Raw genomic sequence first — 26208 nt, forward strand, 5'->3', positions numbered from 1 at the left:
GATAACAGCGCCCAATCTGCTCAAAACGCAGACCGGATGCCAGCGCAAAAACCGTCAATCAAATCGCCAAAAGCCAGAAATCACGGGCCACGCACATCAATTGACGGTTCTTCGATCCCTCCACGTTCCACCTTTTCCGGTGGAACCATTTATAACAATGCCTTTGCCGGGATAGATGAGGAATCATGCTGGGAATTTGATTTTGAAGGTACGAGTTTTGATTTCAATGGTCAGCAGATGATCCTGCGCGGTGGCACATCCTTCACCGGTCATATTGAAAATGCCGATACGGGCAAACCGGAAATCGTGCTGGGTGCCCTGGTTGGCGTGCCTGCCGGATCGCTTTACATGAGTGCGGGTTCAAGCATTACGGTCGATGGATGGGACCCCAGGCACCCCAAACAGCCCTGCTTCGTCCAGACCACCCTGCCTTACAACAACATCAAGATCCCGGCGACCCTTTATGGCTTTGGGGGAACGCAGGGGGCAGTCTGTGGGCCGGGAAAGGTCGTGACCTGGGATGGACAGCCCTTTTCCAACAAATAAGAACCTCTCTCCCTGCCCCGTTCATGCATATGAACAGGGCAGTCAGGACATGATCAGGGGGCCGGGTTGGAATGCACCTGATGGATGGCGTTGATCCTGTCCTCCAGTTCCGGCGTAATGGTTACATTCACCGAACCCAGAATGGTTTCAAGCTGTTCCGTGCTGGTCGCCCCGATGATGTTGGATGTAACAAAGGGGCGTGATGTTACGAAGGCGACGGCCATCTGGACAGGGTCCATGCCCTCCTCCCGCGCCAGTTGCAGGTAGGCGGTAATGGCTTCATCCACACCCGGTTTCTGGTAGCGCTGGCCACGGTTGAACAGGGTGGTACGCGCACCCGCAGGCCGTGCGCCATTAAGATATTTCCCGGTCAGGTATCCTTGGGCCAGCGGCGAATAGGCCAGAAGCCCCACGCTTTCACGCAGTGCCATTTCGGCCAGACCGATTTCAAACGTGCGATTGATCAGGTTGTAGGCGTTCTGGATCGAAACCACCCGTGGCGCACCGTTTTTTGCCTCGGCCAGATATTGCGAGACCCCCCATGCCGTTTCGTTGGACAGGCCGACATGGCGAATCTTGCCTTCATTTACCAGATCCCCCAGCACGCCCAGCGTTTCCGCAATGGGAATTTCATCTGCATCCGGAATGGTCGTAAAGGTGTTCCCCCCCTCCCCGAACAGTCCAATCTTGCGATCTGGCCAGTGCAACTGGTACAGGTCTATGTAATCCGTACCCAGCCGCCGCAGCGATCCTTCCAGCGCATAACGAATCTGGCCGGGAGACAGGCGGGTTTCTTCACCATTGGGCCGGAACCATGGGGAATTACCGCGCCCCACCGCCTTGCTGGCAATGATCAGCCTGTCCCGCCCGCCACGCGCTTTTAGCCAGCTACCGATAATCGCTTCCGTAGCGCCCTGGGTCTCGGCACGCGGGGGAATGGAATACAGTTCGGCGGTGTCGATAAAATTGATACCGTGCGCAAGGGCCATATCAAGCTGGGCATGTCCCTCCACTTCCGTATTCTGCTGGCCAAATGTCATTGTACCAAGGCAGATTTCACTTACCAGAATGCCTGTACGACCGAGTTCACGTGACTTCATGTAAAAACCTGTTGCTTGAATGGCGGACACGACATGTACCCGCAGGCATGCCTGAGCGATCCATGAAACACAGTCTTGCAGGGCATAAACGATGACGCAACCGGCACGGGCGCGCGCCAGTCTTTACCGATCACCCTGCGCATGCCGTGTTTTCATGGATTTGGCGCACGAAAAAACAATCCGGAACATGGGCCGAATGCCTGTATTTCCAGCCTGTCTTACAGGATGCACCATTGCCGCATCATGTTGTGATAGATGTTGGTCAGCGACAGGACGGCTGGGTCGGAATCACCCAGCCGCTCCCGCAGCAATGTGACCTGCATGTCCAGATCGAACATGATCTGCCTGCGGCTTTCTTCCGCAATCATGGACTGGGACCAGAAAAAAGCGGCAACCCGGCTGCCGCGTGTCACCGGCGTCACGCTATGCAGGGCGGTGGTGGGGTACAGCACCATATCGCCCGCTGGCAGTTTGATGGCCTGTTCATTGCCGTTTGTATGGATGGTTAGCTCACCACCATCATATTCATCCGGATCAGTCAGAAACAGGGTGGATGACACATCCGTGCGGATACGCGTATGGATGCCGGCGGCCAGAATGCCCCGGATGGCATTATCCACATGCGCGCCAAAGCTCATGCCGCTGTCGTAGCGGTTGAACAGCGGCGGGCTGACCCGGTAGGGCAGCACCGCGCTGTTGAACAGGGCATTGCGCCCCAATGCCCGCAGGACCACTTCACCCAGTTCCCGGCAGGCTTCACTATCCCGCGGCAGTTGCAGGTTGTTCTTGCTTTTGGCTGACTGTATCCCCGCCGTCTCGCGGCCATCGGTCCATTGCGCATTTTTCAGCATGGCGCGGCAATGGGACAGTTCGTCGGCGGTAAGCAGGGCGGGGATATGCAGCAGCATGAAAGATTGCCTCGGTTAGCATGTCGCTGTCGCGACATGCGGGTCAGTACTGTGCGGAGATGTTGAACAGAAATGACCGCCCGATGGAAGGGGTAACCCGGTTTGAAAACAGGCTGCCGTAATTCAGCCGGTTATCAAGGTTATAGGCATTCATCGCCACCTTCCAGTGATCGGCGAAATGGTGCGAGACCATCGCATCGAATTCCACCGTGGCGGGCACGCGCGCGGTATTGGCCTGATCCAGCCATACGCCCTGCCGCCATGTAATACCGCCGCCGATAGTCATGTTCCATGGCTTGCGGGGCGCGATCTCATAGCTGGTCCACGCCGTTGCCTGATTATGCGGCACGTACTGGATCTGCCCGCCCTGCTTGGAAGTCGTGGAACCGGCCTTGGTAATGGTGGGATCGTACAGTGCATAGGTGCCGTAGAACATCCAGTTGGGCAGAAGCGTGCCAGATGCGCTGAGTTCAAGCCCCTGATTGCGTTCCTGATCGCTGGTCGCGCTGATATCGCCCGTGCTGGGGTCGGTCTGGACCGAATTGTTCTTTTCCAGCCGGAACAGGGCAGCGGTAAAGCCGATGCGATCGTGGAAGGCGCTGTATTTCGTGCCGACTTCATACAGTCTGCTGCGTTCTGGGGCAGCACTCGCACTCTTGGCGTTCAGGGGTTCCGAGCTGTTAGTGACATACAGGCTGAGCGGCGTGGTGGATTCCGACCAGTTGAAATACACCATGAGGTTGCTGCGCGGGGTGTACATGATGCTGACGGACGGGTTGATGGTCGTCTCGTTCTGGCCGTAATGCACATCGGGCGTAGCCGTGCTGCCACCGGTGGCGCTGTAATGGCTGTTCCAGTTATCCCAGCGGAAACCGGCCTTGACCGACAGGTAATCCGTCAGCCAGACCTGATCCGACAGGAAGAAGCCGACATCCAGCGCATCACTGTCCTTGTAGCACTTGCGCCCTACGCCATTGCCGATATTGACCAGCCGGTTCGGATACTGGCTACAGTTCCCCAGCGTCAGCCCCGGAACGTAAGGCGAGGGATCAAGTAGGCTGGTGCCGGGACGGTTAGAGCCATAAGCGTAGTTCTGGCGATGGTCGGTCACGTATTCAATATCGAAACCGCCGATGATTTCATGACGGATACGCCCGGTTTTCAGGTGTGCGACACCGGAAAACACATCCTGTATGGACCAGTCGCTCTGCCGGTAGGGTTCCGGACCACCCACCCCACCATTACGCGCCACCTGTGCCGCGGCAGGGTTGGAGGAAAAGAAATCGGACTGGCAGGTGGACGACGGTGCAACGCCATTGATGGTATTGTTCGTCAGGGTGGCACCGCTGCTGAAGTTCGAACATGCTTCCTGCGATGCGGAGAAGTAGCGATGGAAGATACCGCCACGCATGTCGTTATATAACGTCAGGATCGGATTGACCTTGGCCGTCAGGCGACCGGTGATCATGTCCGTGCTGGAATCATCCTGATCATAGGTGGTGCCATACCAGTTGGTGCGCTTGACACCGTATTCGGTAACGGGGCGCCCAATGGCGTTGGCGGATGAATAGACGACCGGCACGCCGTAATCAGGGATGCGGTTATCGTTCTGGTGGAAATATTCCAGAACGAAGGACACTTTCTTGCCCAGACCGAACGCAAGCGACGGTGCAATGCCCCAACGGTGGGAATAGATGTAATCACGCCCGACCACGTTGTTCTCATTCCCCATACCGGTCAGGCGGAAGGCGGTCGTGCTGTTAAGCTGATAGTTCACATCTAGCGTGCCGCGATAATAGGACCCGCTGCCGCCTGAAAAACTGGCCTGATAGCTGTTGCCCAGATGGGGGGTCTTGGTCACGATGTTGATTGCGCCCCCGGTCGTGCCATTGCCAAACACTTCCGATGACGGTCCCTTGATGACCGAAACGTGGTCATAATAGAAGCTGTCGCGCGTGTAGACGCCAAAGTCACGCAGGCCGTTTTCATAAATATCGTTCTGTGCCGCGAAACCACGGATCAGGAACTGGTCCCCGGCCATGCCGCCTTCGCCCTCGCCCACCGAAGCGGTGATGCCCGGCACGTTTTTCAGGGCCTCATCAAGGGATTTAACATTCTGCTGCTGCATGAGTATCTGCGGCACAACGTTCACGTTCTGCGGCGTGTGCATGGCGTCCTGCGGCATGCGGCTCAGACCGATGGATTCATGCAGCACATTCATCGGGGATGCCGTGACGTGGGTCAGATCATGGCTATGGTCCGAATCATGTGTGTAGGCATCCTGAACACTGGTGTCAGTCCTGGTGGACGAACCCGTCGTGGTCGAACTGGAATCCTGCGCGGCGGGAGATGCCGGGTCCGACGCCGCCTGCGCACCCGATGCCGCGCAGGCAAGAGCCATGCTGGCGGTAAGCAGGGAAAAAGGCCTGAGTTTCTGGCGTATGGTCTTGTTTCTCATTATTGCGACAGCCTCTTAATTGCAGACTGTTGCCATAAACACTTTGATAATTATTCTCAATATCCTCTATTGCAGATCATTGCAGGGTGTCTCAGAAATGCAACAGTTTCGCATTCTTAACTGACATCGTGCCTCCCGGAGAAGGATCAGGAGAAGGCCCTCTTGTGCCACAGGCGACACGGCCCGACCGGAATGGGCAACATTCCCCATCCGATGCCCCGGTCAATGCTACCGCCACGCCCGGATCGGCAAATCAGGTTGAGCGCCACATCTGGCGCTCCCTGTTTATTCATGTCCCGCTGCCGTCGCGCCCTGCCCGTTTCCGGTAACGCGCCAGATAACACCGCCTACATCATCCGCCACCAGCAGGGCACCGTCATGATCCAGCGCCATGCCAACCGGGCGGCCATGCACATGCGCTTCGTCAGGCGTCAGAAATCCCGTCAGCACATCTTTGGGCGTTCCCACCGGATGGCCATCGACAAACGGTACATAAACGACCTTATAGCCACTTTTGGGCCGTCGGTTCCATGAACCGTGCTGGGCGACGAATAATCCGTGCCGCCAGTCATCGGGCAGAAGGGCTGCATTGTCGGAAAATGCGATGCCGAGGGATGCGGTATGCGGCCCGACCGCGTAATCCGGCGCAATCGCCCGCGCCACCATGTCGGGCTGCTGTGGCTGCGCCCGCGTATCGACATGCTGTCCATAATAACTGTAGGGCCAACCATAGAACGCCCCTTCCTGCACGGCGGTTATGTAATCAGGCACCAGATCACTGCCGATCTCGTCACGCTCATTGACAACCGCCCACAGCGCACCCGTATGGGGTTCCCATGCCAGACCATTCGGGTTGCGCATGCCCGTAGCAAAAGGTGTCAGTTCTCCCGTCGCGATATCCAGCCGGTCGATCCGGGCCCGCCCTTCCTCCACCGCCATGCCATTATCGGCAATGTTACTGTTGGAACCGATGGTGACATACAGGGTCCTGTTGTCAGGGCTGGCCAGAATATTCTTGGTCCAGTGGTGGTTATAACCCGCGGGCAGATCCGTGACCTTTACGCCCGGTCCGGTAATATGCGTGTCGCCCTCATGATATGGAAAGCGAAGGATCGCATTCGCATCCGCCACATAAAGATCATCACCCACCAATGCCATGCCAAAGGGAGAATAGAGATGGTCGAGCAGGACAGTCTGCACATCCGCCACGCCATTTCCTTTTGTATCCCGCAGCAGGATAATGCGGTTCGGGCTTTCTCCGCCTGCCCCCACCTGCCCCATAATGAAACGGGCGATCCGGTTCTTGAGCGTCGGCTTATCCGTTCCGGGGGAATTGCTCTCGGCAACCAGAACATCCCCATTCGGAAGCGTATAGAGCCAGCGGGGATGATCGAGATGCGTGGCATACGCACTGACAGACAGTCCGGGCGCGGTAATCGGGTGTTCCCCATCATGCCAGACGCTGGGTGTCGCTACGTTCACCGTTGGCATGAGCGTCCTGTTCGGTGCGGGCAATACAGGATGCGGCCCGGTTCCCTGCGCCACCTGCAGCGTCGCCTGTTCAGGGCGCATGGTCACTTTCCACGCTCCCACCCCCAACATCAGGGCGACGGCTGCCGCCCCTGCCAGATAACCCCGTTGCGTTGCGTTCATCGTGCTTCTCCCATCCTGAACCCTGCATGATACAATCCCGAACGTAGGCCGTGCCGACTGGATCATGTAAAGTCATCAATTATCTTTCCGGGTCAGCAATTCCCGCGCATCTGGACCAGATTTTTTCCAAAAACAGGCGGCCTGGCATTCAGTCCGGGATTCCCCCCGCAAGGAAGGGTAATTCCGGATCGTCCCCGCCCACCCTGCAACGTCCCCGATCTCCTGAATGCAGGTTACGGTCTCCGCCTGTGAAAAACCTCCGGCGATCTGGACACGAAGAAACGCTGCTGACATGCGTGTCCCGTCTGTCGGATACGTCGGGGCGTGTTGGCGTGAAACGGACATATCATGTTATGTTTCATGCCATATCGTGGCCGACAGGCCATAAGTTCAAGGATGAAGCATGGCTGACACCCCATCAAGACCACCCCGCACAGGTGGGCGCCCAACCCCGGAAGGTTCGGCGCAGCTTGACCGGCATGTCCTTGATGTGGCGACCGCGCTTTTTGTTGAACAGGGTTATGCCGCCACCTCGCTGGAACGGATCGCCCGCGTGGCGGGGTGCAGCAAGGCCAGTCTCTATCGCCGCTATCCCTCAAAGGAAGCCCTGTTCAGGGCCGTGGTCGCCGCGCGTGGAAAGCTCCTGCTGGAAGAAGCCAGCGCGGTCGAGGCTTCGTCCACCGATCCACTGGCGGCCACACGGGAAATAGCGCTGTTCTTCCTTGATTTCATGCTCAGGCCCGAAACCCTTGAAGCCTACAGGATCATCATTGCGGACGGACATCGCATCCCCTCCGTAGCGGAGGAAATGCGGGAAACGATCGTGGACCCTTTTGTAGCGACGCTCGGCCGGCTTCTGAAAACTGCGGCTGACCGAGGCTACATTGAATCCACCGATCATGAGGAAACGACCAGGGTTCTGATGAGTCTGGTGCTGGGCTGGCCATTACAGAATACCATGCTAGGCCAGAACAAGATGCGCGACCCGCGGATACGCAACGGGTTTTTCGAACGCGCGTGGGAAGTCTTCCTGTCCGGAATACGCAAGGACCGGACATAAGCCCCCTGCCCGTCCGACGTATAAACAGGCAGACTGCAATCACATGCGCCATTTCTTTGCATGCATTTCGATACGTGGGGCCTGCTATGACAGCCCCGGAAACACCGCCTTAAGACCCGCTACAACCATACCCACGGAAATGGCCAGAAGAATCATGCCCATAAGACGGGTGGTGATGGTCCGCATCGTCTCGCTCATGACCCGGCCAATTTCCGATGAAAAGAACAGCACGCCAAATAATATCAGAAGAATTCCGGCAATGATGCCGCCCACTTCCAGCGTAGCGCTCAGTGACCCGCCATGGCCCGTATAGATGATGATGGTCGCGATCGTGCCGGGACCAATCAGCATGGGAAAAGTCAGGGGATAGAAAGCCAGTCCGGACAGGTTCTGGATCTGCGCCTGCTCCTGATGGCTGCCCTGATGGGAGGCGATATTGCTGCCGTTGAGCATCGACCAGGAAATCTGGGCCAGAACAATGCCGCCAGCAATCCGGAACTGGTCAATGGTAATGCCAAAGAAACCGATAATTTTCTGCCCGGCAAACAGTATTACCAGACACATGATGGCTGAAAATAACGTAACCTTCGCCGCCAGAACGCGCTGCTGGGCAACCGTGAATCCTGATGTCATCGCCAGGAATACCGGCAGGCTGAGGAAGGGATTCATAATCGCCAGAAAAGTGCCGAGCGCCTTGACGATTTCTGTATGGTCCAACTGCTGACTTCTCTCGTGAAACTCTACGGCGGCACGGAAGACCGCATTGACCGGGCGATGGAGCGTTACCTGACGGATGGGGCTGTCCCCGCTTCATCAGCCTGTCTTTATAGGGACCGTTACGACCCCACAAAATGAATTTGTCGGCAGCAGGGTTTCCGCTACAGCGGGGCGGCCCATCATGGCCAGAAGCATGGGCATCGGATGGCAATGCGCCATGCTTCCTGACCGGTCCGGCGCCTTCCCTGGAAAAATCCCGGCGGCTACCGGTCTCTAGCTGCCCAATGCCATACGACCGATTGCAGGATCATCGGTAAAGAAACCATCCAGCCCGAGGTCGAGGGACCGTCGTATTTCGGCAATGGACCCTTGGGGATTACGCGCATTGTCCCCTTCCCCATTACGTAACTGCGCAGGGAGGAAGCAGTTTTCGGGCCGGAAAGTATAGGAATGCACCAGCAGCCCGACGCCATGGGCATCATCAATAAGGCTGGTCGGCTCAAGCCATGCACCCGAAGCATCGCGCGGTATGATATCTGTATTGGATGGACCGATCACGTCGGCGTATTGCCGTACGCTGCGCAGCCCCTCAACCGTCATGAGATCGCCAAAGGTAACAGGGTTTGCTGATCTCAGTGTATCAGGAATATGCTGGTTGCGTTCGCCCATCAGGAACATAAGCCGTGCCTGCGGGTTGATGGCCTGTACCCGGCCGTGAAGCTGGCGCAGGTTTGCTGTCTCGAACGACTGGACCTCCAGCGGGCAGTACCGTGTATATTCGTGCGCGGCCAGAACATGGAGGAATGTTTCTTCTGGCGTATGGCCCAGTTTATGAAAATGTGTCGAGTTCTTGATTTCAGGTATCAGTCCGATCACACGTCCCCGCGCTGCTGATTCGGCAGCTACGAAATCTATGACTTCCTCAAATGTGGGAACATCGAAATGCCCATCATAACGGGTATTATGCGCCCGCACGCCGGGCAGACGCTCCCTGGCGCGCAGGGTCCTGAGTTCCGCCAGCGTGAAATCTGTCGTAAACCACCCCGTCTCCGTCGTGCCGTCGATTGTAAGCGTGCGGCGGCGGGATGCGAATTCGGGGCGCAGTGCGACATCGGTCGTGCCTGCGATGTTACTTTCATGGCGTGCTACCAGCACGCCATCCTTTGTTGGCACCAGATCAGGCTCGATATAGTCGGCCCCGTCACTTATGGCCTTGGCATAAGAAGCCAGCGTATGTTCAGGCCGTAGGGCCGAAGCCCCCCTGTGCGCTATAAGGAGAGGCTGCGGCGCCAGGGAGGGCGCCGCAAGAACCTGTCGCGTCATCAACATGCCCAGACCCGTCAGGGTACCTGTCATGGCCTGTCTACGTGTCAGCATCCATCTGTTCCTAGAAGCTCGCGCCGACAGTCAGGAAGAACATGCGCGGTGCGATCGGGTAAGCCGTGTACTGAGCGGTCGCGTTGGTGGCGCTAAGGGTAGACCAGCCCCGCTCCCCTGTCAGGTTGGTGATATTACCCTGTATCTTAAGCCCCTGCACATGGGGAATGCCCCGGATGGTGTATCCCGCATTGACGCTGAACAGGGCATAGGATTTGACAGACAGGTCATTGGTAAATGTCGCGTAACGCCTGCCGATCACATCACCAGTGAACTGTGCATAGAAATCACCCCAGTTGGTGGATGCTACGAATTTTTCGGTCCAGTCCGGCAGGCCGACAACATTCTTGCCTGCCGTATGCACCACTGTCGTCCCGCTCATGTAATTATCGTTATAGACGGATTTGTTATAGGAAAGCGCATTATAGAATGAAAAATGCGGACCGAACTGCGCCGTGAACGAAAGATCCATACCGTCCGTTGAAACCGAACCCACATTGGTCAGGATGGTGGCGCTGCCTGAAATATAGCCAAGGGAGGGAGAAGAAGAAACAGCGAGCAGGCGGTTGGAGAAATGGACGTGATAATATTCAAGCTGACCGCTGAAATTGGTAAGCGGGCCAAAGTGAACACGCCTGCTGGTACGCAGACCCGTCTCATAGGTCCAGGCAGTTTCCGGCTTGCCGTTTTTCTTGAAATCTTCAAACGCGGCCTGACTGGTCATGCCCCAGGGGCTGGCACTGCCATAACCCGTATCCTGGAACGAACGCATGTTTTCCTGAATATTGGCGAACCACTGCTCATGCGGCGTAAAGTTCCACAAGGCCCCGAACGCAGGCAGGAATGGTTTGACCGCCGCAATCGTGCCGCCGGGAATTGTCCGCGCATTGGACGGGGAAAGCGAACCGGGCAGTGCCGCAACAGGCAGCGTGCCGTTGGTATAGACCAGTTCGGACTTGAACCCCGCGCTAAGGGAGAAATTCTTCGTAATCTGCCAGTTATCCTGCAGATGGGTCGTCCATGTATTTGTATAGAAATAGTTGGTATATTGATGGATCAGCGGGTTCGACTGCCGGTCATAAGGTGTGGTGGGGTTATTGATGTCAAAAGCGTACCAACGCCGCGCCTGTGTATTGTTGTTACGCTCGTACCATCCACCCAGTTCAATATGATGGTGCCCTACATCATAATGCAGGGTCGACATGATGCCGCCCCGGTTATCCCAGTATTCCGTAGTACGTGTCGCCATGCCCGAACCACCGAACACATCCGAAAGCTGGCTGGAGGAATCCGTAGGAAAGTAAGCGCCAAACAGGGTTGGCAGTCCGGCAGCGGAAATCGGACCCGCAACCACACCTTCGCCCATATCATGATGATAATAGATCTGGTTATCCCAGTGCAGGTGGGAACTGAAATCGTGTGACCACTTTACATAGGCAAGAAAATCCTCGCGCTGCGCATCGGAATAGTAATTGCGGTAATTCAGCCCTGCATTCTGGTATTGCGCTGAATTGTAATATTTTACCGCTTCGTTCAGGCTGGGATACAGGAACGGGCGCACATACATGTTGCCGCCCTGTGGTTCGACAATACCGTCCTCGTTGGGTTCAACCTTGTCCGACCAGTCAAAGAAAGCAGTGATCTTGTCCTTTGATCCCTGATGAACGAACTTGGCATTGACCTGATTGCCGCCCTGATGACCCGCAAAATCCCATGCCCGCGCATCCTGTCGCGCCCATGATACATAGGCGGAATTCCCGTTACCAAAATCACCGGTATCGACACGCGCAAACGTGCGGAACGTGGACCAGCTACCAAATGTCTGGGACAGTTGACCGCCTGCCTTATGCAGCGGGTCCTGGGTGGTAAACTGCAGCGACCCGCCAAGATTGCTGGTCGATGCCGTGCCCAGCGCACCCGAGCCCGTTGCAACCGAAGCGGAGCCAATATTCTCGCTTATGGCCGCGCGCTGGGGGGAAAGGCCGTTAAAGTTACCATAGGACTGATCCCCCAGCGGGACACCATCCAGAGTAAAGCCAAGCTGGTTCTGGTTGAAACCATGGATATACAGTGATGAATTCTGTTCGTTATTTCCCCACGGATCAGCATCTTCAAATACCACACCGGGCAGGATCTCAAGGGCCTTGACCGGGTTTATACCGGGCAGGATACGCTGAAGCTGGGTGTGGTTGATACTCTGTTCCGATCGCGTGCGACGGGCCGTGGCCATGATCTGCTCGACATTGGCAGAAGAAGAGGCTTCTTCCTTATGACCATGCACAGGCCCCGCCGTCTTGCGGGCAGACGGGTCAGGTTTTCTGTCCTTTGCATAAGGCTGTACCGTCTGGGCATGGGCCGTGGACAGGGCCATTGCGGAACAGAACAAGCCAAGAGCAACACGCCCATTACGCCGTAACTTCGTTGGCACAAGTATTCTCCTGCAATATCGAATGCAGGAAACCATCTACTAATCGACCTTTTGCGGTTCACGTGAAGTTTAAATGACAGTGCAAGCAGGCAACACATCCGAAACAATACGTTTCATCATCATGAATTTTTTATGACAAATGCGCATAAGATAGGTTTATTTTCCTTTATGCTTCTATATGCCTATCCATTTGTCATTCCGAGACGATTAGATGCGATAATATTATCATAAATAACTGATTTCATTATGCAGATTTCGCATCAATCAATGATTGCAGGATTTTATAAATTTATACACATCAATCGATCCTGGCGATCGCCGACAGGTTTGTTTCTTAATATATAATGCTACCATGGATATACGACCCCTTGGCCACACGAATGATATCTTCCAACTTTTCAACCCAATAATTGTATCTGAGCAATTTCTGGCCCCAACACACCTATAAACGTGTTGCGACGTTCTATTCCTGTCATCATCAGAACAGAATGTTGATCGCCTATCTGGGAGCGAAACCGGAATGGCGACGGGGTGTCTCCTTCCGAACCCTGTCGCGGCCGTGAGCGGAAGCAATGAAGAATCGACAGCGCCTATCCACTTGCAGCTATGCCTCCGTTCATCGAGAACTTCCGGAGATCCAATGAAGAACAGCGAAGGCAACACAGGCTTTTAAACCGTTACAACGCCCCACCTTCCCCCTCCGCCCGCCTTGCGAAAACGGCGGGACTGTCATCTCTTTCCCCATTCCATCTGGCAAACAGCCCCACACATCCCGATAAAACCTGTTTGCTGTCATGGTGCTGAAAAATTATGTAATAATACTGATTTCCTCCTATTCCAAAACCACCTATTCCGTTTTTACACAGAGAGTGCCAGAAGGGTTTCGAAGAATCGGTATCAGTCCGAATGACAGTATTCGAAACGGGTCGTCATGCTTTTTAAAAACCTGCCGGCTGGAGCCGTTATTGGTCTCTGGGCGTTGTTTGCGTGTACCTTCACAGCCCTGACCAGTGAGGTAGCGCCCGTTGGCATACTGATCGATATGGCCCGGACCTTCGGTATCCCGGCAGGACAGGCGGGACTGGCCGTCAGCGCCTTTGCCCTCATGGTTACATTGGGGGCCGTACCGCTTACGATCATGACCGCGCATATTGATCGCAAAAGGCTGGTACTCGTCTCGCTGTCAGGCTATGTTCTGTCCAACCTTGTCGTCGCCATGGCCCCTACCTTTGCCCTGTTATGCACAGGGCGTCTGATCGGGGGACTGGCGCATGCCCTGCTGATGTCGATTGTTTCGGCCTATGCGGCGCGACTGGTACCACAGCGCATGACCGGACGGGCCATTTCATTCGTCTTTGGAGGCACCTCTCTTGGTGCGATCCTGGGCGTGCCGGGGGCTGCGGCGGTCGGGCATCTGGCAGGATGGCGGGTTGCCATGTTCATCATGACGGGCCTTGCTGTCCTGCTTACATTGTGCATCGCGTTTTTCCTTCCCCCCGTCTCGTCCCCCGTGCAGGTCAGGGACGGAATTCCCAGCCTAGCTTCCCGCCGGGTCATGCGGATCTTTCTGGTGGTGGTGGCTGTCAACGCCGTATTCTTTGTGGCGCATAACCTGCTTTATACCTATGTCACGCCCCTGCTGCTCGCCCATGGACTGACCACAGGCGCGCTTAGCGTTGCGCTGTTGCTTACGGGTGCCGTCAGTATTCTTGGGCTTTGGGGGGCAGGACAGATTATTGACCGGCATCCGGCCGCGGGCCTGCTGGGCGGTGGTCTTTGCATGCTGGTTGGCATGGGACTGATGTATGGGCACATCCTGTCCGGCTGGATGGCCGTGGGTACGGTCGGACTATGGTGTACTGGCTATTCGGCCATTATTCCCTGTGTCATGTCCGGCGCAATCCGTGCCCGCGCGACACGCCCCGACGTGGCGGGGGCTGCCATCAATTCCGCCAGCAATGCCGGCATCCTGCTGGGTTCCGCCGCAGGCGGACAGATACTGACCCATGCAGGCTTTGGGGTCTTAACCCCTCTGGCCATCGCAGTCGCCTTCGGCGGCATCCTGCTTGCCCTTTTCAACCCGGAGGCCTTTCCATACAGCCTGTCTTCCGCCGAGCATGAGGACTGACCCCCGCCATTATCTGCTGCCTTTACAGGCGTATCTGTAAAAAAATAATACCACCATGCTATCAGCCTCATGATGCGTAATATCAATCATGAGGCGCTCCAGAACACCCGCCGGAGCTTTCCGCACTACTTGAGCAGGGCATTTGGGATAAGGATTCCCAACAAATGCGACCAGTGATCCATGGATGACCTGCTGTAGCGGGAACTGACGATGAACAATGACTGACGATCGGATAGAGAAGTATGGCCTGGATCATAAAGTGCAGTGAGCGATAATTACGGATTACATTGCAGGTCTGATCGCCTCCAGTCTCCAGTGACCACAAGAATGCGCAGAACCCGCGCTGGACACGGGATTCCGCGTAATCAGGAAGTCTATCCAGTTAATGTGGAAATCGTATTTCCAATCAGAAAACGCAAACCATCCCACATCCCATCCATTACCGGAGCAGCAATCTGTTCCTACCCATAAGATACTGAAAACTGCGGTATAGCGCAGGGTCAACGGACATCGCGGAACCAGAGAGCCGAAATACTACCTTTCCAATCGACCTGTCGACACGTCCCTCAGGCTACGCTACTGGCCGCTGCGAACAGGCGTATCAGTAACTCAAAGAGCAACCGGTTCTCTATTACTTGGAGGGTGTCTGCACGGGCATGCCCTGTTATCCATGGATGGCCTTATGTCTTTCTCTGGTACCGATGCCTCATGATGGCAGGACGGAAGAAAAGAGCCAGCGGCCTACCTCCACGGCTCAGGCTGTTAACAGTACGACAGGCCTGCTGCGACTAGCCCGCCGGGCAATGCCAGCACTGCAGGAACCATCTATTTTGCTCCGCCCAAAACACATTCTGCCATTGTAGAAATTTGGGAACAAATCCTGTCCCCGCCCCCACTTCCAGTTTGTGAAACCCCACGATATCAGCAGGCTCGTTTTTTGTTTGGGTGTATGGCCTGATTGATGAAAATGATGGATGAGCGTTGAACTGTTCAGCTTTTGCTTTGGTTCAAGGATTCAGCCAGATCGAGTGCATTCTGTGTAGCGGCCCCGAAGGTTGTATTATCATAGATTGTCCAGACTTCGACGCCCTGTGCTGCAAGAGATGCAACCGTTTTTGTCTGCGCTGCAATGGTCTCTTTACCATAGGTAGATTCATAAATGCGTGGCGAGCCATGAAGGCGGAAATACGCAAGACCCCGCCATCCTCCGGGGTGTGCTGCCACAGATATTGGTTTGGCTGGATCCACAGCGACCCGTGAGACCTGCTGCCTCTCCAGCATATGGTCGACCTCCGGGACGAACCAACTCGCATGTCTGGGCTCCAGAACAATCGGCCCAGCAATCAGGCTTTTCAACTCTTGAAGAAAATGTTCCACGATGTCGCCGCGATAGGAAAAACTCGGAGGAAGCTGCACCAGGATAGGGCCTCGTCTGTCGCCCAGGCCGCTCGTTTCCTTGGCGAATTTTTCAATGAGAATCTGACAATCGACGAGGCGACGATCATGCGTAATTGCTCTGGGGAGCTTAAGGGCGAAGTGAAAAGAAGGTGGCACGCTTGCTGCCCAGCGCTCATATGTCATGCGTCGATGCGGCCGGTAGAAGCTGCTATTGATTTCGACACAGGAAAACCGCTTACCGTAGCGTTGCAGGTGCGTTCCGGCAGATGGGAACTGTTCCGCCATCGAAGAAGGAATCGACCAACCAGCGACGCCAATGCGGATAGACATGGGCAACTTCTTTCGTAACGAGCTACCGATGAACGTACACTTTGCAACCTCGGCCCAAGAATCTTTTTTGAAAATTGACGTGATAGGTTTTCAAGAAGGTTTGAGCGTGATTCAAACGCAGGATGTAAACGCCAGCACAACGGGGCCGTATGGCCAGCATGACGCGCAGGAAAAACACTATCCCTCTGATCTGACCGATGAGGAATGGGAGTACATAGCTCCCCCTGCTGCCCCCCGCGAACCGGCAAGGCTGGAAGTTGGCGACCGATTTTCGCGAGATCATTAGTGCGCTGCGCTATCTTGTCCGCTCAGGGTGCGACAGGGAAATGTTGCCGGCCCATTTGGGTCCGTGGCAGACCGTCTATTGGTGGTTTCGCAGACTGATGCGTCGTTTCCTGTTCCAGACCATCCATGATGCCTGCCTGAAGCCGCGGGACGCGAGGCCAGTCCATCTGGGTGCATGGCGTCAAAGCACTCCATGCAAAGGAACGTGGCTATGACGCTGACAAGAAGATCGTTAGTTTTAATTAGCGTACTGCCGTCGATACGGATGGCCGCCTGCTTCTGGTCAGGCTGACACCGGCCGATATTTCGGATAGCGCGGGAGGCCAGATGATCCTGGATGCCATCTGCAAACGCTGGCCTTGGATGAAACATCTGTTCGCAGACGGGGCCTATGATCGCCTGCAATTGATGGGCAGGGCCGCCTTTCTCGACTTCACGGTCGAGATCATCCGCCAGTCCGACACAGCAAAGGGGTTTGAAATCCTGCCGCGTCCATGGGTCGTTGACCGGATATTCAGCTGGATAATCCGTCAGCGCCAACCGGTGGAGGATTATGAGCAGCGTATCGACGTGGCAAAGGCCATGATCCACATCGCCACGAGAAACCTCCTGTTACGCCGAAACGCTCATCAGCGAATTTCCAAAAAGGACTCTAAGAGTATCCGTTGTGGTCAAGCGGCTTTTGGCATCCAAAGCCGATCTTTGTGAAGCAGGGCGTTTGCGAGGACGATGAGCTTTCGCATGATTGCGGTAATGGCGATCTTGGCGTGTTTTCCCTTTACGATAAGGCGATCAAAGTCCACGCTGTTGACGAGGCTATGGACTTTTCCCAGTCTTTGGCGAGCCGCCTGCAGCGACCGAGCCAGGCGAATGTTCGTTCGACCACCCAGCGGCGAGGCAGGATTTCAAAGCCCCTGGCTGTGTCTGATCGCCTGATGATTTCGACCGTCCATTTTCCCATGCTGGCGAGCGCGGATCGCAGTTTATTACCGGCATAGCCGCCATCGGCGAAGATGTGGCGAAGCCATGGAAAGTGTTTGCGTATTGCCGCCAGGACATCGACAGCCCCTTCACGATCCTGAATGTCAGCGGCATGAACAGGGAGGAAGATCAGGAAGCCGCAGGTATCCGTCAGAATATGGCGCTTGCGACCTTTGACCTTCTTTCCAGCGTCATAACCGGAAATTCCCCCACTTTCCGTGGTTTTCACCGACTGGCTATCAATCACGCCCGCGCTCGGGGAGGCCTCACGCCCTTCGATCTCCCGCAGGTTCATGACCAGTACCGTGTTCATCGCTTCGAACAGTCCGGCATCACGCCATGCGTAAAAGTAGCGCCTGACGGTCGAGACCGGTGGAAAGCATTTCGGCAGCAGACGCTACGCACACCCACCCGAGGCGATATAGAGTATCGCGTTTACAGCCTCGCGCATATCCGCCGTGCGAGGCCGTCCGCCCCGTTTCGCCGGGGGCACGAACGGCATAATCAAAGCCCACTCGGCATCCGTCATATCCGATGGATATCGTAGTCCCTCCCGGCTATGTTCGTGTCGGGCAATACCAGTCCATGCCACCATTCACTCCATCTCTTCGCAAAGACGGATGAATCACAACATGCTGGTATTGTTCAAAAAATTTCGGATCAGGCTCTAACAGAGACCTAACCCAAACGTGACTTTTTTTACAAACATAACAGGCTTGATCTCGCAGCCTGATCGTTGAACAAATTACGCTCTGGTCAAATCAGTGTAATCTGGATTCCTGTTTATTCAGGATGTTAATGAACTACTTTTCTATACATCAACAGCGTTTCGTCTTCCGTATCCTGCTTGATTGACTTTACTTTAAAGGGATTGGTTTTCCGGGCGCATATCACATGAGGCGACTGGGGTCGGGCCCCAGTGCCTCTATTCCTTCCGCGTATGACCCGGTCATGATCATGGGGCTTTCCTGCCCTGATGAGATGCCGTCCCACCGGTCGGGAAGAATTCCGAAGCCTCAGGCAGCATGCTGGTTCACACCTGCCCCGGCAATACGCGTCAGCTTCTGGTCGGCTGCCTTTTCTTCCTCAAGCGTCTGCTGCAGAAGGCTGGCACAGTCGGGTCGGCCAAGCTGTCGGGCATAAGCGATAAGGCTTCCGTAGCGGGTTATTTCATAATGCTCGACGGCCTGTGCGGCCGAGAGCATGGCTGCGTCACGTACCTCGGGATCATCGCAGTCGCTGATAATTTCCTTCGCCTCGGCCAGAATGCCATCCATGGCCTGACAGGTCACGCCTTTGACGGGCTGATCATGCATCTGGAATACCTGCTCCAGCCTGCGCACGTGCCCTTCCGTTTCCGTCAGGTGATGCTGGAACGCGGCCTTCAGTTGTGGGTCCGTGGCTTCTTCCGCCATGGTCGGGAGGTTTTTGACGATCTGGTTTTCGGCGTAATAGATATCCTGCAACGTATGCACAAACAGATCATCAAGGGTCTTTATCGGTTTTGAAAACAAGCCCATTGATTTTCTCCATTTTCAAAGCGCACCTACCGCCTGACCACCATGTGACAGGCAGTAAACTGGGTGGCCTGTTCAGTTTTCAGGGATAAAAACGGTGGCACCGATGCCACTGGCATCCGGTATGATGTCAGGTATTCTTATGGCTCTGCTGGCCTGCTTTGACATGCTGCTCATGCGTGCCACCACGGGTACTGGAGCCATGTTCGTCGTCGCTTTTTCCACCCTGCGAGGAGCCGGTGTTCTTGTGGCTCTGCTCGCCAGCTTTGACATGCTGTTCATGCGTGCCGCCACGGGTACCAGAGCCGTGTCCTCCTTCATTCTTTTCGCCCTGCGAGGTGCCAGCATTCTTGTGGCTTTGCTCGCCAGCCTTGACGTGCTGTTCATGGCTTCCGCCCTGATTTGCCATTGTTCCATTCCTTTTGGTGATATGAGGCGGCCTCTCACTGGACCGACGCATGACAAACCATCGGGGACGGGCGAGGTTTCATAGGTTCAGAGAAAAATATAACATTTTATAAAATAAAAAACGTGACGGAATCGTGTCGAAATTTTTTATATTTCTATGTCAGGGTAGTTTTTTTCGAATAATACTTACGATCAGTTTTGATATTTACGTAAAATTTATTATAATACAAATGGACATCTCGGTCCTTTCCCGAAGTGACCGAAAGAAAATCACTGAACCGGCCGTCAGGATCGATTGACGAAATGCAAACCTGTTCCCTCAAGCTGTCCCTGTGGGAGCAACCGGACCGCCCGCAGCATCATTCCCGAAAGAAAATTTACCAGAACAGATAAATATTCATTGATAAAATCGTCATATATTTCGTTCGGTCAACGCCCGGTACGGAGGGTATCTCCGTGATGGTGAGGGCTGAGAATCTGTTTTTGAAATACGGCTGAGCGTTTCTGCGCATGAAATTGGTCTCCATGGCGACGGATAATATCAAGGACAAAGGCGAGATAAGCCGCCTTGTCCATAAGCTTAAGCCGGTCATACCGATCATAGATGCCATCGGCGAACAAATGCTGCTGGCATTCAGGATCATCAGGGCATCTGCATTGTCCGATGGATTGACCCTCAACAGGTGTCTACCCATATCTACGGCAACGTGGCACCAACAGCCCGTCTTATCGGTGTCATAATCATCCTTATCGCGCATGATGGAATTGAAGCAGGTCGGATCGGTTCGCCCCTGCCACGTATCATGCCACCACTGGTTTTACAGGGGCGTGTTGTCATATCCGTCCACGGGAACAGTTTACTCAATTTTGTGAGGCAAAACCTTCCGCTTACCTTCACCGATCCCGCCAGACGGAACATCTTACGACATGAGGCGCCTTTTTTCCTCCCTGACGCCGCACAGGAATCCGCCAGCCCAGTCGTGCCCCCAGAGTTGAGACTGCAATCAGCACTGCGCCGCAAAGTTGTAACGGAGTCAGCCTGTGTCCATAAACCAGTCGGTCGCACAGGATCGCCACCAGCGGATAGATGAACGTCAACGAACCGATTGTTGGCATCGTCAGACGTGGATACGCGGCATACATCAGTACAAAACAGAGGCCGGTATGGATAACGCCAATCCCGATCAGCCATCCCCATGCAGCATCCGGAGGCAGGTGCGCATGACCGGCGAAGGGCGCAAGCATCACGATGCCAGTCAAGGTCTGCCAGAAGACCGTGATCTGCGGCCGCTGTCCATGCATATGTTTCGTGATTAAGGTGGTCAGAGCATAGAGCATCGCGGAGCCAAGCGTCACCAGCATCCCGAGAATCCACGAAGAACCGAACGAGATATGGGATGCAGAGACACCACTTGCCATTGCGACACCGGCAAACGCTGCCAGCATCCAGACGCACTGATTACGTGTGATGCGTTCGTGCAGGAATACAGCACCACTGAGGACTACAAAAAATGGCTGGATATGATAGACGACGGTGGCGGTGGCAATCGAGATCAGCCGATAGGCGGTAAATAGGCCGATCCAGCTGATTACGATGAATACGCCACACAGGACGCCCAACAGGCTGCCACGCCAGGTCAGTTCGTGGAACATACCCCGGATCAGGCACCATCCTCCCATGAACACGCTGCCAAAGACACAGCGCCAGAATACGACATCAACCGGATCGAGCCCGCTCTGGACCACGAACACGCCGATCGTGCCGGAGAGGATCATCGCCAGTGCAAGTTCTGCAGCCGGGCGTCCCGTCCAGGAGGATATGGGCGGGGGTGCATGTCTTACGGGATCTGCAGGAGTATTAAGCGGGCGGCGTGGCTCTTCCGGGCTTTGCAATACAGATAATGACATGCCTACCCATCCTTCCTTTTTCCAATGGACCTAACGTTACGATTTGAATATCCATCAGAAAAACGATGATTTGTTTACGAAGGCATTACAGTTCATGATGCATATGCTCGATCTGGTGCTGATCCGCACTTTTGTTATGGTGGCGGATCGTAGCAGCATGACAGCCGCCGCAAACGCGCTGAACCTGACACAGGGCGCGGTCAGTCAGCATGTCAGGCGACTGGAGGACCAGTTGGGAAGTGCCCTGTTCGAGCGGTCGCGCGGCGGGTTGTTACTGACGTCGTTAGGTGAACGCCTGCTCGGTAGGGCGCGCAGCATGCTGGCACTGAATGATGAGATCTGGCGCGAGATCGTCGGCACGACCATCCGTGGCCGGTTGCGTCTGGGCGTCCCTGCCGATCTGATCGGTACGAGCGTAGCCCCGGCCCTCAAGGCATTCGCGGAAAATCATCCGCAGGTCGAGCTTTCCCTCGTTTGCGCATCCTCGTCCGATCTGAAAGCTGCAATCGGAAGCGGGGAACTCGATCTTGCAGTAATAGAAGAGCGCAGGGGAAGTGAGACAGGCGAAACGCTTGCCGTAGACAGGTTGGTATGGGTCGGGGCGAAAGGAGGCCGCGCCTGCCGACAACGCCCTTTGCCGGTTTCCATGGTGGAGCGCGTATGCGTTTTCCGATCTGTCGTTTTTGAGGCGCTGGAAAAAAGCGGTCTACCCTGGCGCAGTAGTTTTGAGACCGGAAGCAACGAAGCAACGCTCACAGCAGTTCGGGCCGACATGGCAGTCAGTGCCTGGCTTGTCTCGACCGTTCCGTCAGATCTTATTATCCTGACTGATGCGGAACTTCCCGAACTGGCGTCTTTTTCCATTACACTCCATTTTTCCGGGCAGACCGCCTCGGCTGCGACTATCGAGATGGCCCGAGCCATTCGCGAAAATTGTTTTCGTTACAGGTTAGCTTGTTAAGCGATAATCTGCGCATAGAGTTAATTGGCGTCCCCACATAGCCCTTGGAGTCAGAATTCTTTACGGCGCGCATCAGTCATGATGCGTTTCGATACCGCATAGGCCTTAAGTTTCCCGACTCTGTAGCACTGCGCACAAGATGGCGGTTATTAAGATGGTCTGTTCGATTTTGATTGATAGAATGCAGGCGAAAATCTCGTGCATAGCAGCAGCGTCGCGGAGACGGGCACCACGTCAATCGCGCATCCGCCCTGCCATTCGAAATAAGATAATGAGGCATCCATCAAAAATTCGAATTCAGGCCGCCGTATGGAGCACCTTGAGACTTGGCCTGTCGATCATGAAGTAATCCGGAACGTCGGTATGTAACGTTAGAGTCGTGAAGACTTTCCCGAATACATCACGCCCCCCCCCCCGCCAGAAGATAAACCTGTTATAACGGGTTTTGTACGATCCGATCTTCTGGCGGATCTTTCCACTATAAGCCATTGCGGATCGCATAAACGATCTCACTAATGCTTTCACCTGCCATAAACGCCGCGCACAGGGCGTTTATGGCTACAGAATTTTCATCTGGGTATAAGCAGTCTGCTCATTCCAATCCTCTATAGAGGACTGGAATCACATTAAAATTATACCGTAAAGAGAAGTAACCCTAGCTTTTCTGGGTAGAAGCCTTGTAGATCTGATCGATAGACTTCTCAAGTGCCGCATCGAACTCGACATCAGTCATGCTATAACGCAGGTCTTCCACCAGTGCGCGGGAGAAACTGGCAATCATGCCGTGGTTCGTCGATAACCGACGACATGCTTCATCCCGCGGATAACCGCCGGAAAGTGCCACGATACGTTGCACCCGCGGGTGCTGGACCAGATCAAGATAAAGATCGGATTTTTCAGGAATCGTAACCTTAAGCATGATCTGATAATCGCCCGGAAGTCCCTCAAGCTCACGCTTCAGCCCATCATGTAGCAGGGCTTCCGCCCCGGCCTTATCCGGACTCTTGATCAGGACTTCCGGTTCCAGAATAGGCACAAGCCCCCGATCAGCAATACGGTGTGCAAGTTCAAACTGCTGCCTTACAATCGCTGTCACCCCCTCCGGTTCAGGCAGACGAATGACCGAGCGTGCCTTCGTGCCGTAAACACCTTTGCTTACCGCTTCATCCAGCAGGGCATCAAGATTCGGAATGGGTTTCATCAACTGGACGCCACCGGTTTCAGGCTGCAGTCCTTTGTCTACCTTCAGGAAGGGAACAACGCCTCTGTCCTGCCACAGGAATGTGGGAACAGGCGTATCTTTTACCAGTCCATTCATCGTCTGCTCGAACAGAATGGCCGCAATCACCTTTTTTCCTGTAAATGCCGGTGCGGTGATCACCCTGACACGCATCTCATGCATAAGGGTGAACATCTCTGCGTCGTTGCTGTAGGCGCTGTCCGGTATGCCATAATGCCGGAGCGCACCCGGCGTGGATCCTCCACTCTGATCAAGGGCTGCAATGAATCCGGCACTTTCGGACATCTGTTTATGCATCTGCGCAATCGACATGATTAGTTCTCCCTACCGTTTTTAATATTTATATACCATCGAACCAGATTTTAAACATGATACACAATCATTCATAATTTTTTAACTATTTGATCATCACATATTATGATACCTATCAATTAAAACAACGATAAAAATTCCGAGCCAATGACATGCCTGCCCCAACGCCAGCAGGGCTTGATCGCAGAGCAATGCCAATCGGTTCGTATTATATTCTTGGGTCTCACACGCAGGCAGTTGGCTAGAGGGTGTTATGCACCTTGAGCGACTGTAGCGGCGTTTCTGAGCATAAAACGCAATGGCATGGAGACTTGCGGGCCTTGAAGCTTAACGCTCTTACTCCTTGACGCGTCTGCGGCATCGCGCGGCCCATACGAAAGATCGTTCTACGACCCATCGACGCGGCAGCAGGACAAAGCCGCGTTTAGCCGTGGGCAATTTGATAACCTCAAGGGCGATATCATGGGCCCGTGCTGCCCCGGCAGGTTTCTCGCCGGCGTATGGCCTGATCGACATAGGCCAGTTCAACGCGCTCGTCCGTCGTATCCTGAATGGCGGCGGCAAGGCGTCCCACCTCAGCGTGGTCATCCCGACGACTGGCTGGTGTGACATGCAGGGCCAGCAGGTGCCCCAGTGTGTCCACGGCCATCCATGTGCAGCCTTGATCCCTTTTTGCGTTTGGCCCCATCGTATCCGGCGCGGGGACCGCTTTCCGGCGTCGAACGTAACGTCCGACTGTCGAGGATGGCTGTCGTTGGCTCAGCCCTGCGACCAGAGGCGATACGCAGCACGGAACGCAGATCGGACACCAGCGCTCCGAAGCAGCCTGCCTCCATCCAGCGACGGGATTGCTGGTAGACTGCCGACCACGGTGGAAGGTCATTCGACACGGCGCGTCAGGCAATTCCGTAGCGGATCACATAACGCAATCCATTGAACAGTTCGCGCAGATCATGGCGCCGCTGTTCCCCATTCCCGCGCATCAGGACCAGACAAAGAACAACCAGAGACCATTCTTCGTTTGATACGTCAGTGGGATACGGTTTACGTGCAGGCGTCAGTCCTCATTATTGCACCAATCAGGCACGAAAGTACATAACACCCTCCAGTGATATCAGAGTCAGAAAAATGATGGAAATTTTCTTTTTCTATACGATAAACAATCTATTTGGATGGCAAATCAGGGAATACATCCTCAAGAAGTTTGGCCCGTCTGTAATTCAGTTCAGTGACACATGTATACAGTCTTGTATCCAACCCGATACCAATTACAGCACCACCTAGCGATCTCATAAAATTACAATGAACCTCACGATACTTCAGAAATTCCTGTTTATCCTTGATAAAATTACTTTTTGCCGCAACGATAAACTGATCATCCACATCCCAACGGGACATCACTGTGTTCATACGCGCTTCAGCCTGTGCTAATACTTTCTGACTTTCATCGCGTTTCTTCCGCAGGCAGTCATGTATCCCTGCCATGGAAAATTCACTGCACTCATCATACAACCCATTTTCCGTTGGCGTTGCAGACGCATCATCTGCTGTAGCTGTTATTGGAAGACAGGCAGCCAGACAGAATCCAAGAATAATCTTTACGCATATAGGTAAATTATTACGGACCGATGAATCTCCGCACATAACTTAGCCTCCCTGTATAGTCGACAACTTTCTTGGCATTGTATAGATGATATATGGTGGCTGACGAAATATTTTTCTATCCAAAAATCACACGTTGATCAGATGCTTTCTGATATTTCAACTCCATTCCTGGCTTAAGCTGGGCTGGTGTAATACCGGGATTAAGGCTTTATAGGTTTTTGACTGTTGTTCCTGTATTCCTTGCGATATTCCAAAGACTGTTATTCGATGCCGTGACTGTAACTTTCTTAATCCTGGCATTAAGATCGACAACCGTATCCATCCCGCAGTTTGCCATCCTCATGAGCAGATATCCCACCCCGGCCCGAATGTTGTCTACGGGATTGGATCGGGCGGAACCAACAGTCAGGCGTCCTTTCCACGCAAGTGGCACAATACGGTCACCACCTTACCTTTCCAGCCAGCAGCAAATTCAGTCCCGGATCACCCGGATTACCGATCTGCATGGGTTGACGGTTCCATGCGAGGCTGTGTGCGCCTGTCTCTACCCAGATAATTGCCTTGATCCACCGCCCGTCCAGCGGACGATAGCCAGATGTATTGGATAAATGCCGGTTGTATTCATCGACCGTCCGGCGGCATCAATGCTATCCTTCCATTTATCAAACGGGATTCTGTTTGCCGATGATGGTTGAACGGCCATACACTTTCTTCCTGAACAACACGATATTTACTGCTTGTTTCATATCTTTTGATTGATGCAGGTGGAGGGATCGAAGAACCGTCAATTGATGTGCGTGGCCCGTGATTTCTGGCTTTTGGCGATTTGATTGACGGTTTTTGCGCTGGCATCCGGTCTGCGTTTTGAGCAGATTGGGCGCTGTTATC

General features: G+C 54.5%; 18 protein-coding genes and 5 pseudogenes. 6 read left to right on the forward strand and 17 right to left on the reverse strand.

Annotated elements, in window-relative coordinates:
• The coding region (locus ACBR42_RS15080) for a hypothetical protein (RefSeq protein WP_371208549.1) at positions 1-546 on the forward strand (546 nt) is incomplete at its 5' end.
• A 53-nt stretch (positions 547-599) separates the two neighbouring features.
• Here the strand turns inward: ACBR42_RS15080 and ACBR42_RS15085 are convergent.
• The 4 genes from ACBR42_RS15085 to ACBR42_RS15100 form a co-directional block, all read right to left on the reverse strand.
• On the reverse strand, positions 600-1646 hold the full coding sequence (locus ACBR42_RS15085; protein WP_371208550.1) for an aldo/keto reductase: 1047 nt from the start codon (positions 1644-1646) through the stop codon (positions 600-602).
• Between the two features lie 218 nt (positions 1647-1864).
• Complete coding sequence (locus ACBR42_RS15090) at positions 1865-2554, reverse strand: Fe2+-dependent dioxygenase (protein WP_371208551.1); 690 nt, start codon at positions 2552-2554, stop codon at positions 1865-1867.
• 43 nt (positions 2555-2597) lie between these two features.
• Entirely contained in the window at positions 2598-5012 is a 2415-nt protein-coding gene (locus ACBR42_RS15095; protein WP_102324068.1) for a TonB-dependent siderophore receptor, read from the reverse strand.
• Between the two features lie 285 nt (positions 5013-5297).
• Positions 5298-6665 carry a sorbosone dehydrogenase family protein gene (locus ACBR42_RS15100; protein WP_371208552.1) on the reverse strand — a complete coding sequence of 456 codons (1368 nt, stop codon included), beginning with the start codon at positions 6663-6665 and terminating at the stop codon, positions 5298-5300.
• Between the two features lie 403 nt (positions 6666-7068).
• On the opposite strand from ACBR42_RS15100, the gene ACBR42_RS15105 reads away from it, so the two are divergent.
• Positions 7069-7725 carry a TetR/AcrR family transcriptional regulator gene (locus tag ACBR42_RS15105; RefSeq protein ID WP_371208553.1) on the forward strand — a complete coding sequence of 219 codons (657 nt, stop codon included), beginning with the start codon at positions 7069-7071 and terminating at the stop codon, positions 7723-7725.
• An 84-nt stretch (positions 7726-7809) separates the two neighbouring features.
• Here ACBR42_RS15105 and ACBR42_RS15110 read toward each other — a convergent pair whose 3' ends face one another.
• The gene (locus tag ACBR42_RS15110; RefSeq protein ID WP_132303574.1) at positions 7810-8442 is read right to left on the reverse strand and encodes a MarC family protein; all 633 of its coding nucleotides are present in this window, start codon (positions 8440-8442) and stop codon (positions 7810-7812) included.
• Between ACBR42_RS15110 and ACBR42_RS15115 the strand changes: the two genes are divergently transcribed.
• Positions 8434-8580: a hypothetical protein gene (locus ACBR42_RS15115; RefSeq protein ID WP_371208554.1), complete on the forward strand. Its 147-nt coding sequence runs from the start codon at positions 8434-8436 to the stop codon at positions 8578-8580. The genes ACBR42_RS15110 and ACBR42_RS15115 overlap by 9 nt on opposite strands.
• A 135-nt stretch (positions 8581-8715) precedes the next feature.
• On the opposite strand, the gene ACBR42_RS15120 is transcribed toward ACBR42_RS15115, so the two are convergent.
• Both ACBR42_RS15120 and ACBR42_RS15125 read right to left on the reverse strand, forming a co-directional pair.
• Positions 8716-9819: a glycerophosphodiester phosphodiesterase family protein gene (locus tag ACBR42_RS15120; protein ID WP_371208555.1), complete on the reverse strand. Its 1104-nt coding sequence runs from the start codon at positions 9817-9819 to the stop codon at positions 8716-8718.
• Positions 9820-9829: 10 nt separating this feature from the next.
• Positions 9830-12283, reverse strand: coding sequence for a TonB-dependent receptor (locus ACBR42_RS15125; protein WP_371208556.1), 2454 nt, complete (start codon positions 12281-12283; stop codon positions 9830-9832).
• Positions 12284-13178: 895 nt separating this feature from the next.
• Between ACBR42_RS15125 and ACBR42_RS15130 the strand changes: the two genes are divergently transcribed.
• Positions 13179-14375, forward strand: coding sequence for an MFS transporter (locus tag ACBR42_RS15130; protein WP_371208557.1), 1197 nt, complete (start codon positions 13179-13181; stop codon positions 14373-14375).
• A gap of 990 nt (positions 14376-15365) precedes the next feature.
• Here ACBR42_RS15130 and ACBR42_RS15135 read toward each other — a convergent pair.
• The gene (locus ACBR42_RS15135; RefSeq protein WP_371208558.1) at positions 15366-16103 is read right to left on the reverse strand and encodes a DUF72 domain-containing protein; all 738 of its coding nucleotides are present in this window, start codon (positions 16101-16103) and stop codon (positions 15366-15368) included.
• Positions 16104-16252: 149 nt separating this feature from the next.
• Here ACBR42_RS15135 and ACBR42_RS15140 point away from each other — a divergent pair.
• Positions 16253-17018: pseudogene (locus tag ACBR42_RS15140) on the forward strand (IS5 family transposase); the annotation flags it as partial.
• A gap of 148 nt (positions 17019-17166) precedes the next feature.
• On the opposite strand, the pseudogene ACBR42_RS15145 reads toward ACBR42_RS15140, so the two are convergent.
• The 5 genes and pseudogenes from ACBR42_RS15145 to ACBR42_RS15165 all read right to left on the reverse strand — a co-directional run bounded on the left by ACBR42_RS15145 (position 17167) and on the right by ACBR42_RS15165 (position 21202).
• Positions 17167-17964 (reverse strand): annotated as a pseudogene (locus tag ACBR42_RS15145) (IS5 family transposase).
• A 421-nt stretch (positions 17965-18385) separates the two neighbouring features.
• Positions 18386-18889: a ferritin-like domain-containing protein gene (locus ACBR42_RS15150; protein ID WP_371208559.1), complete on the reverse strand. Its 504-nt coding sequence runs from the start codon at positions 18887-18889 to the stop codon at positions 18386-18388.
• A 127-nt stretch (positions 18890-19016) separates the two neighbouring features.
• Complete coding sequence (locus ACBR42_RS15155; RefSeq protein ID WP_118963498.1) at positions 19017-19295, reverse strand: hypothetical protein; 279 nt, start codon at positions 19293-19295, stop codon at positions 19017-19019.
• Between the two features lie 527 nt (positions 19296-19822).
• Positions 19823-20034, reverse strand: a pseudogene (locus ACBR42_RS15160) (IS5/IS1182 family transposase); the annotation flags it as partial.
• A gap of 154 nt (positions 20035-20188) precedes the next feature.
• On the reverse strand, positions 20189-21202 hold the full coding sequence (locus tag ACBR42_RS15165; protein ID WP_371208560.1) for a DMT family transporter: 1014 nt from the start codon (positions 21200-21202) through the stop codon (positions 20189-20191).
• Between the two features lie 43 nt (positions 21203-21245).
• On the opposite strand from ACBR42_RS15165, the gene ACBR42_RS15170 reads away from it, so the two are divergent.
• Positions 21246-22163 carry a LysR family transcriptional regulator gene (locus ACBR42_RS15170; protein ID WP_371208561.1) on the forward strand — a complete coding sequence of 306 codons (918 nt, stop codon included), beginning with the start codon at positions 21246-21248 and terminating at the stop codon, positions 22161-22163.
• 655 nt (positions 22164-22818) lie between these two features.
• Here the strand turns inward: ACBR42_RS15170 and ACBR42_RS15175 are convergent.
• From ACBR42_RS15175 to ACBR42_RS15190, 4 genes and pseudogenes are all read right to left on the reverse strand, one after another.
• Positions 22819-23715 (reverse strand): fructose bisphosphate aldolase, encoded by an 897-nt coding sequence (locus tag ACBR42_RS15175; protein WP_371208562.1) that lies wholly within the window; start codon positions 23713-23715, stop codon positions 22819-22821.
• A 339-nt stretch (positions 23716-24054) separates the two neighbouring features.
• A pseudogene (locus ACBR42_RS15180) lies at positions 24055-24776 on the reverse strand (IS5 family transposase); the annotation flags it as partial.
• A 103-nt stretch (positions 24777-24879) separates the two neighbouring features.
• Positions 24880-25359, reverse strand: coding sequence for a hypothetical protein (locus ACBR42_RS15185; protein ID WP_371208563.1), 480 nt, complete (start codon positions 25357-25359; stop codon positions 24880-24882).
• A gap of 623 nt (positions 25360-25982) precedes the next feature.
• Positions 25983-26208 (reverse strand): annotated as a pseudogene (locus ACBR42_RS15190) (hypothetical protein); the annotation flags it as partial.

The organism is Komagataeibacter sp. SM21 (assembly GCF_041402665.1).
GTDB lineage: Bacteria > Pseudomonadota > Alphaproteobacteria > Acetobacterales > Acetobacteraceae > Komagataeibacter > Komagataeibacter saccharivorans.

Bases quoted from the DNA above. Each gene is read 5' to 3' on its own strand.
- ACBR42_RS15085 (WP_371208550.1), bottom strand. From the start codon at position 1,646: ATGAAGTCACGTGAACTCGGTCGTACAGGCATTCTGGTAAGTGAAATC.
- ACBR42_RS15090 (WP_371208551.1), bottom strand. From the start codon at position 2,554: ATGCTGCTGCATATCCCCGCCCTGCTTACCGCCGACGAACTGTCCCAT.
- ACBR42_RS15095 (WP_102324068.1), bottom strand. From the start codon at position 5,012: ATGAGAAACAAGACCATACGCCAGAAACTCAGGCCTTTTTCCCTGCTT.
- ACBR42_RS15100 (WP_371208552.1), bottom strand. From the start codon at position 6,665: ATGAACGCAACGCAACGGGGTTATCTGGCAGGGGCGGCAGCCGTCGCC.
- ACBR42_RS15105 (WP_371208553.1), top strand. From the start codon at position 7,069: ATGGCTGACACCCCATCAAGACCACCCCGCACAGGTGGGCGCCCAACC.
- ACBR42_RS15115 (WP_371208554.1), top strand. From the start codon at position 8,434: ATGGTCCAACTGCTGACTTCTCTCGTGAAACTCTACGGCGGCACGGAA.
- ACBR42_RS15120 (WP_371208555.1), bottom strand. From the start codon at position 9,819: ATGCTGACACGTAGACAGGCCATGACAGGTACCCTGACGGGTCTGGGC.
- ACBR42_RS15125 (WP_371208556.1), bottom strand. From the start codon at position 12,283: ATGGTTTCCTGCATTCGATATTGCAGGAGAATACTTGTGCCAACGAAG.
- ACBR42_RS15130 (WP_371208557.1), top strand. From the start codon at position 13,179: ATGCTTTTTAAAAACCTGCCGGCTGGAGCCGTTATTGGTCTCTGGGCG.
- ACBR42_RS15135 (WP_371208558.1), bottom strand. From the start codon at position 16,103: ATGTCTATCCGCATTGGCGTCGCTGGTTGGTCGATTCCTTCTTCGATG.
- ACBR42_RS15150 (WP_371208559.1), bottom strand. From the start codon at position 18,889: ATGGGCTTGTTTTCAAAACCGATAAAGACCCTTGATGATCTGTTTGTG.
- ACBR42_RS15155 (WP_118963498.1), bottom strand. From the start codon at position 19,295: ATGGCAAATCAGGGCGGAAGCCATGAACAGCACGTCAAGGCTGGCGAG.
- ACBR42_RS15165 (WP_371208560.1), bottom strand. From the start codon at position 21,202: ATGTCATTATCTGTATTGCAAAGCCCGGAAGAGCCACGCCGCCCGCTT.
- ACBR42_RS15175 (WP_371208562.1), bottom strand. From the start codon at position 23,715: ATGTCGATTGCGCAGATGCATAAACAGATGTCCGAAAGTGCCGGATTC.
- ACBR42_RS15185 (WP_371208563.1), bottom strand. From the start codon at position 25,359: ATGTGCGGAGATTCATCGGTCCGTAATAATTTACCTATATGCGTAAAG.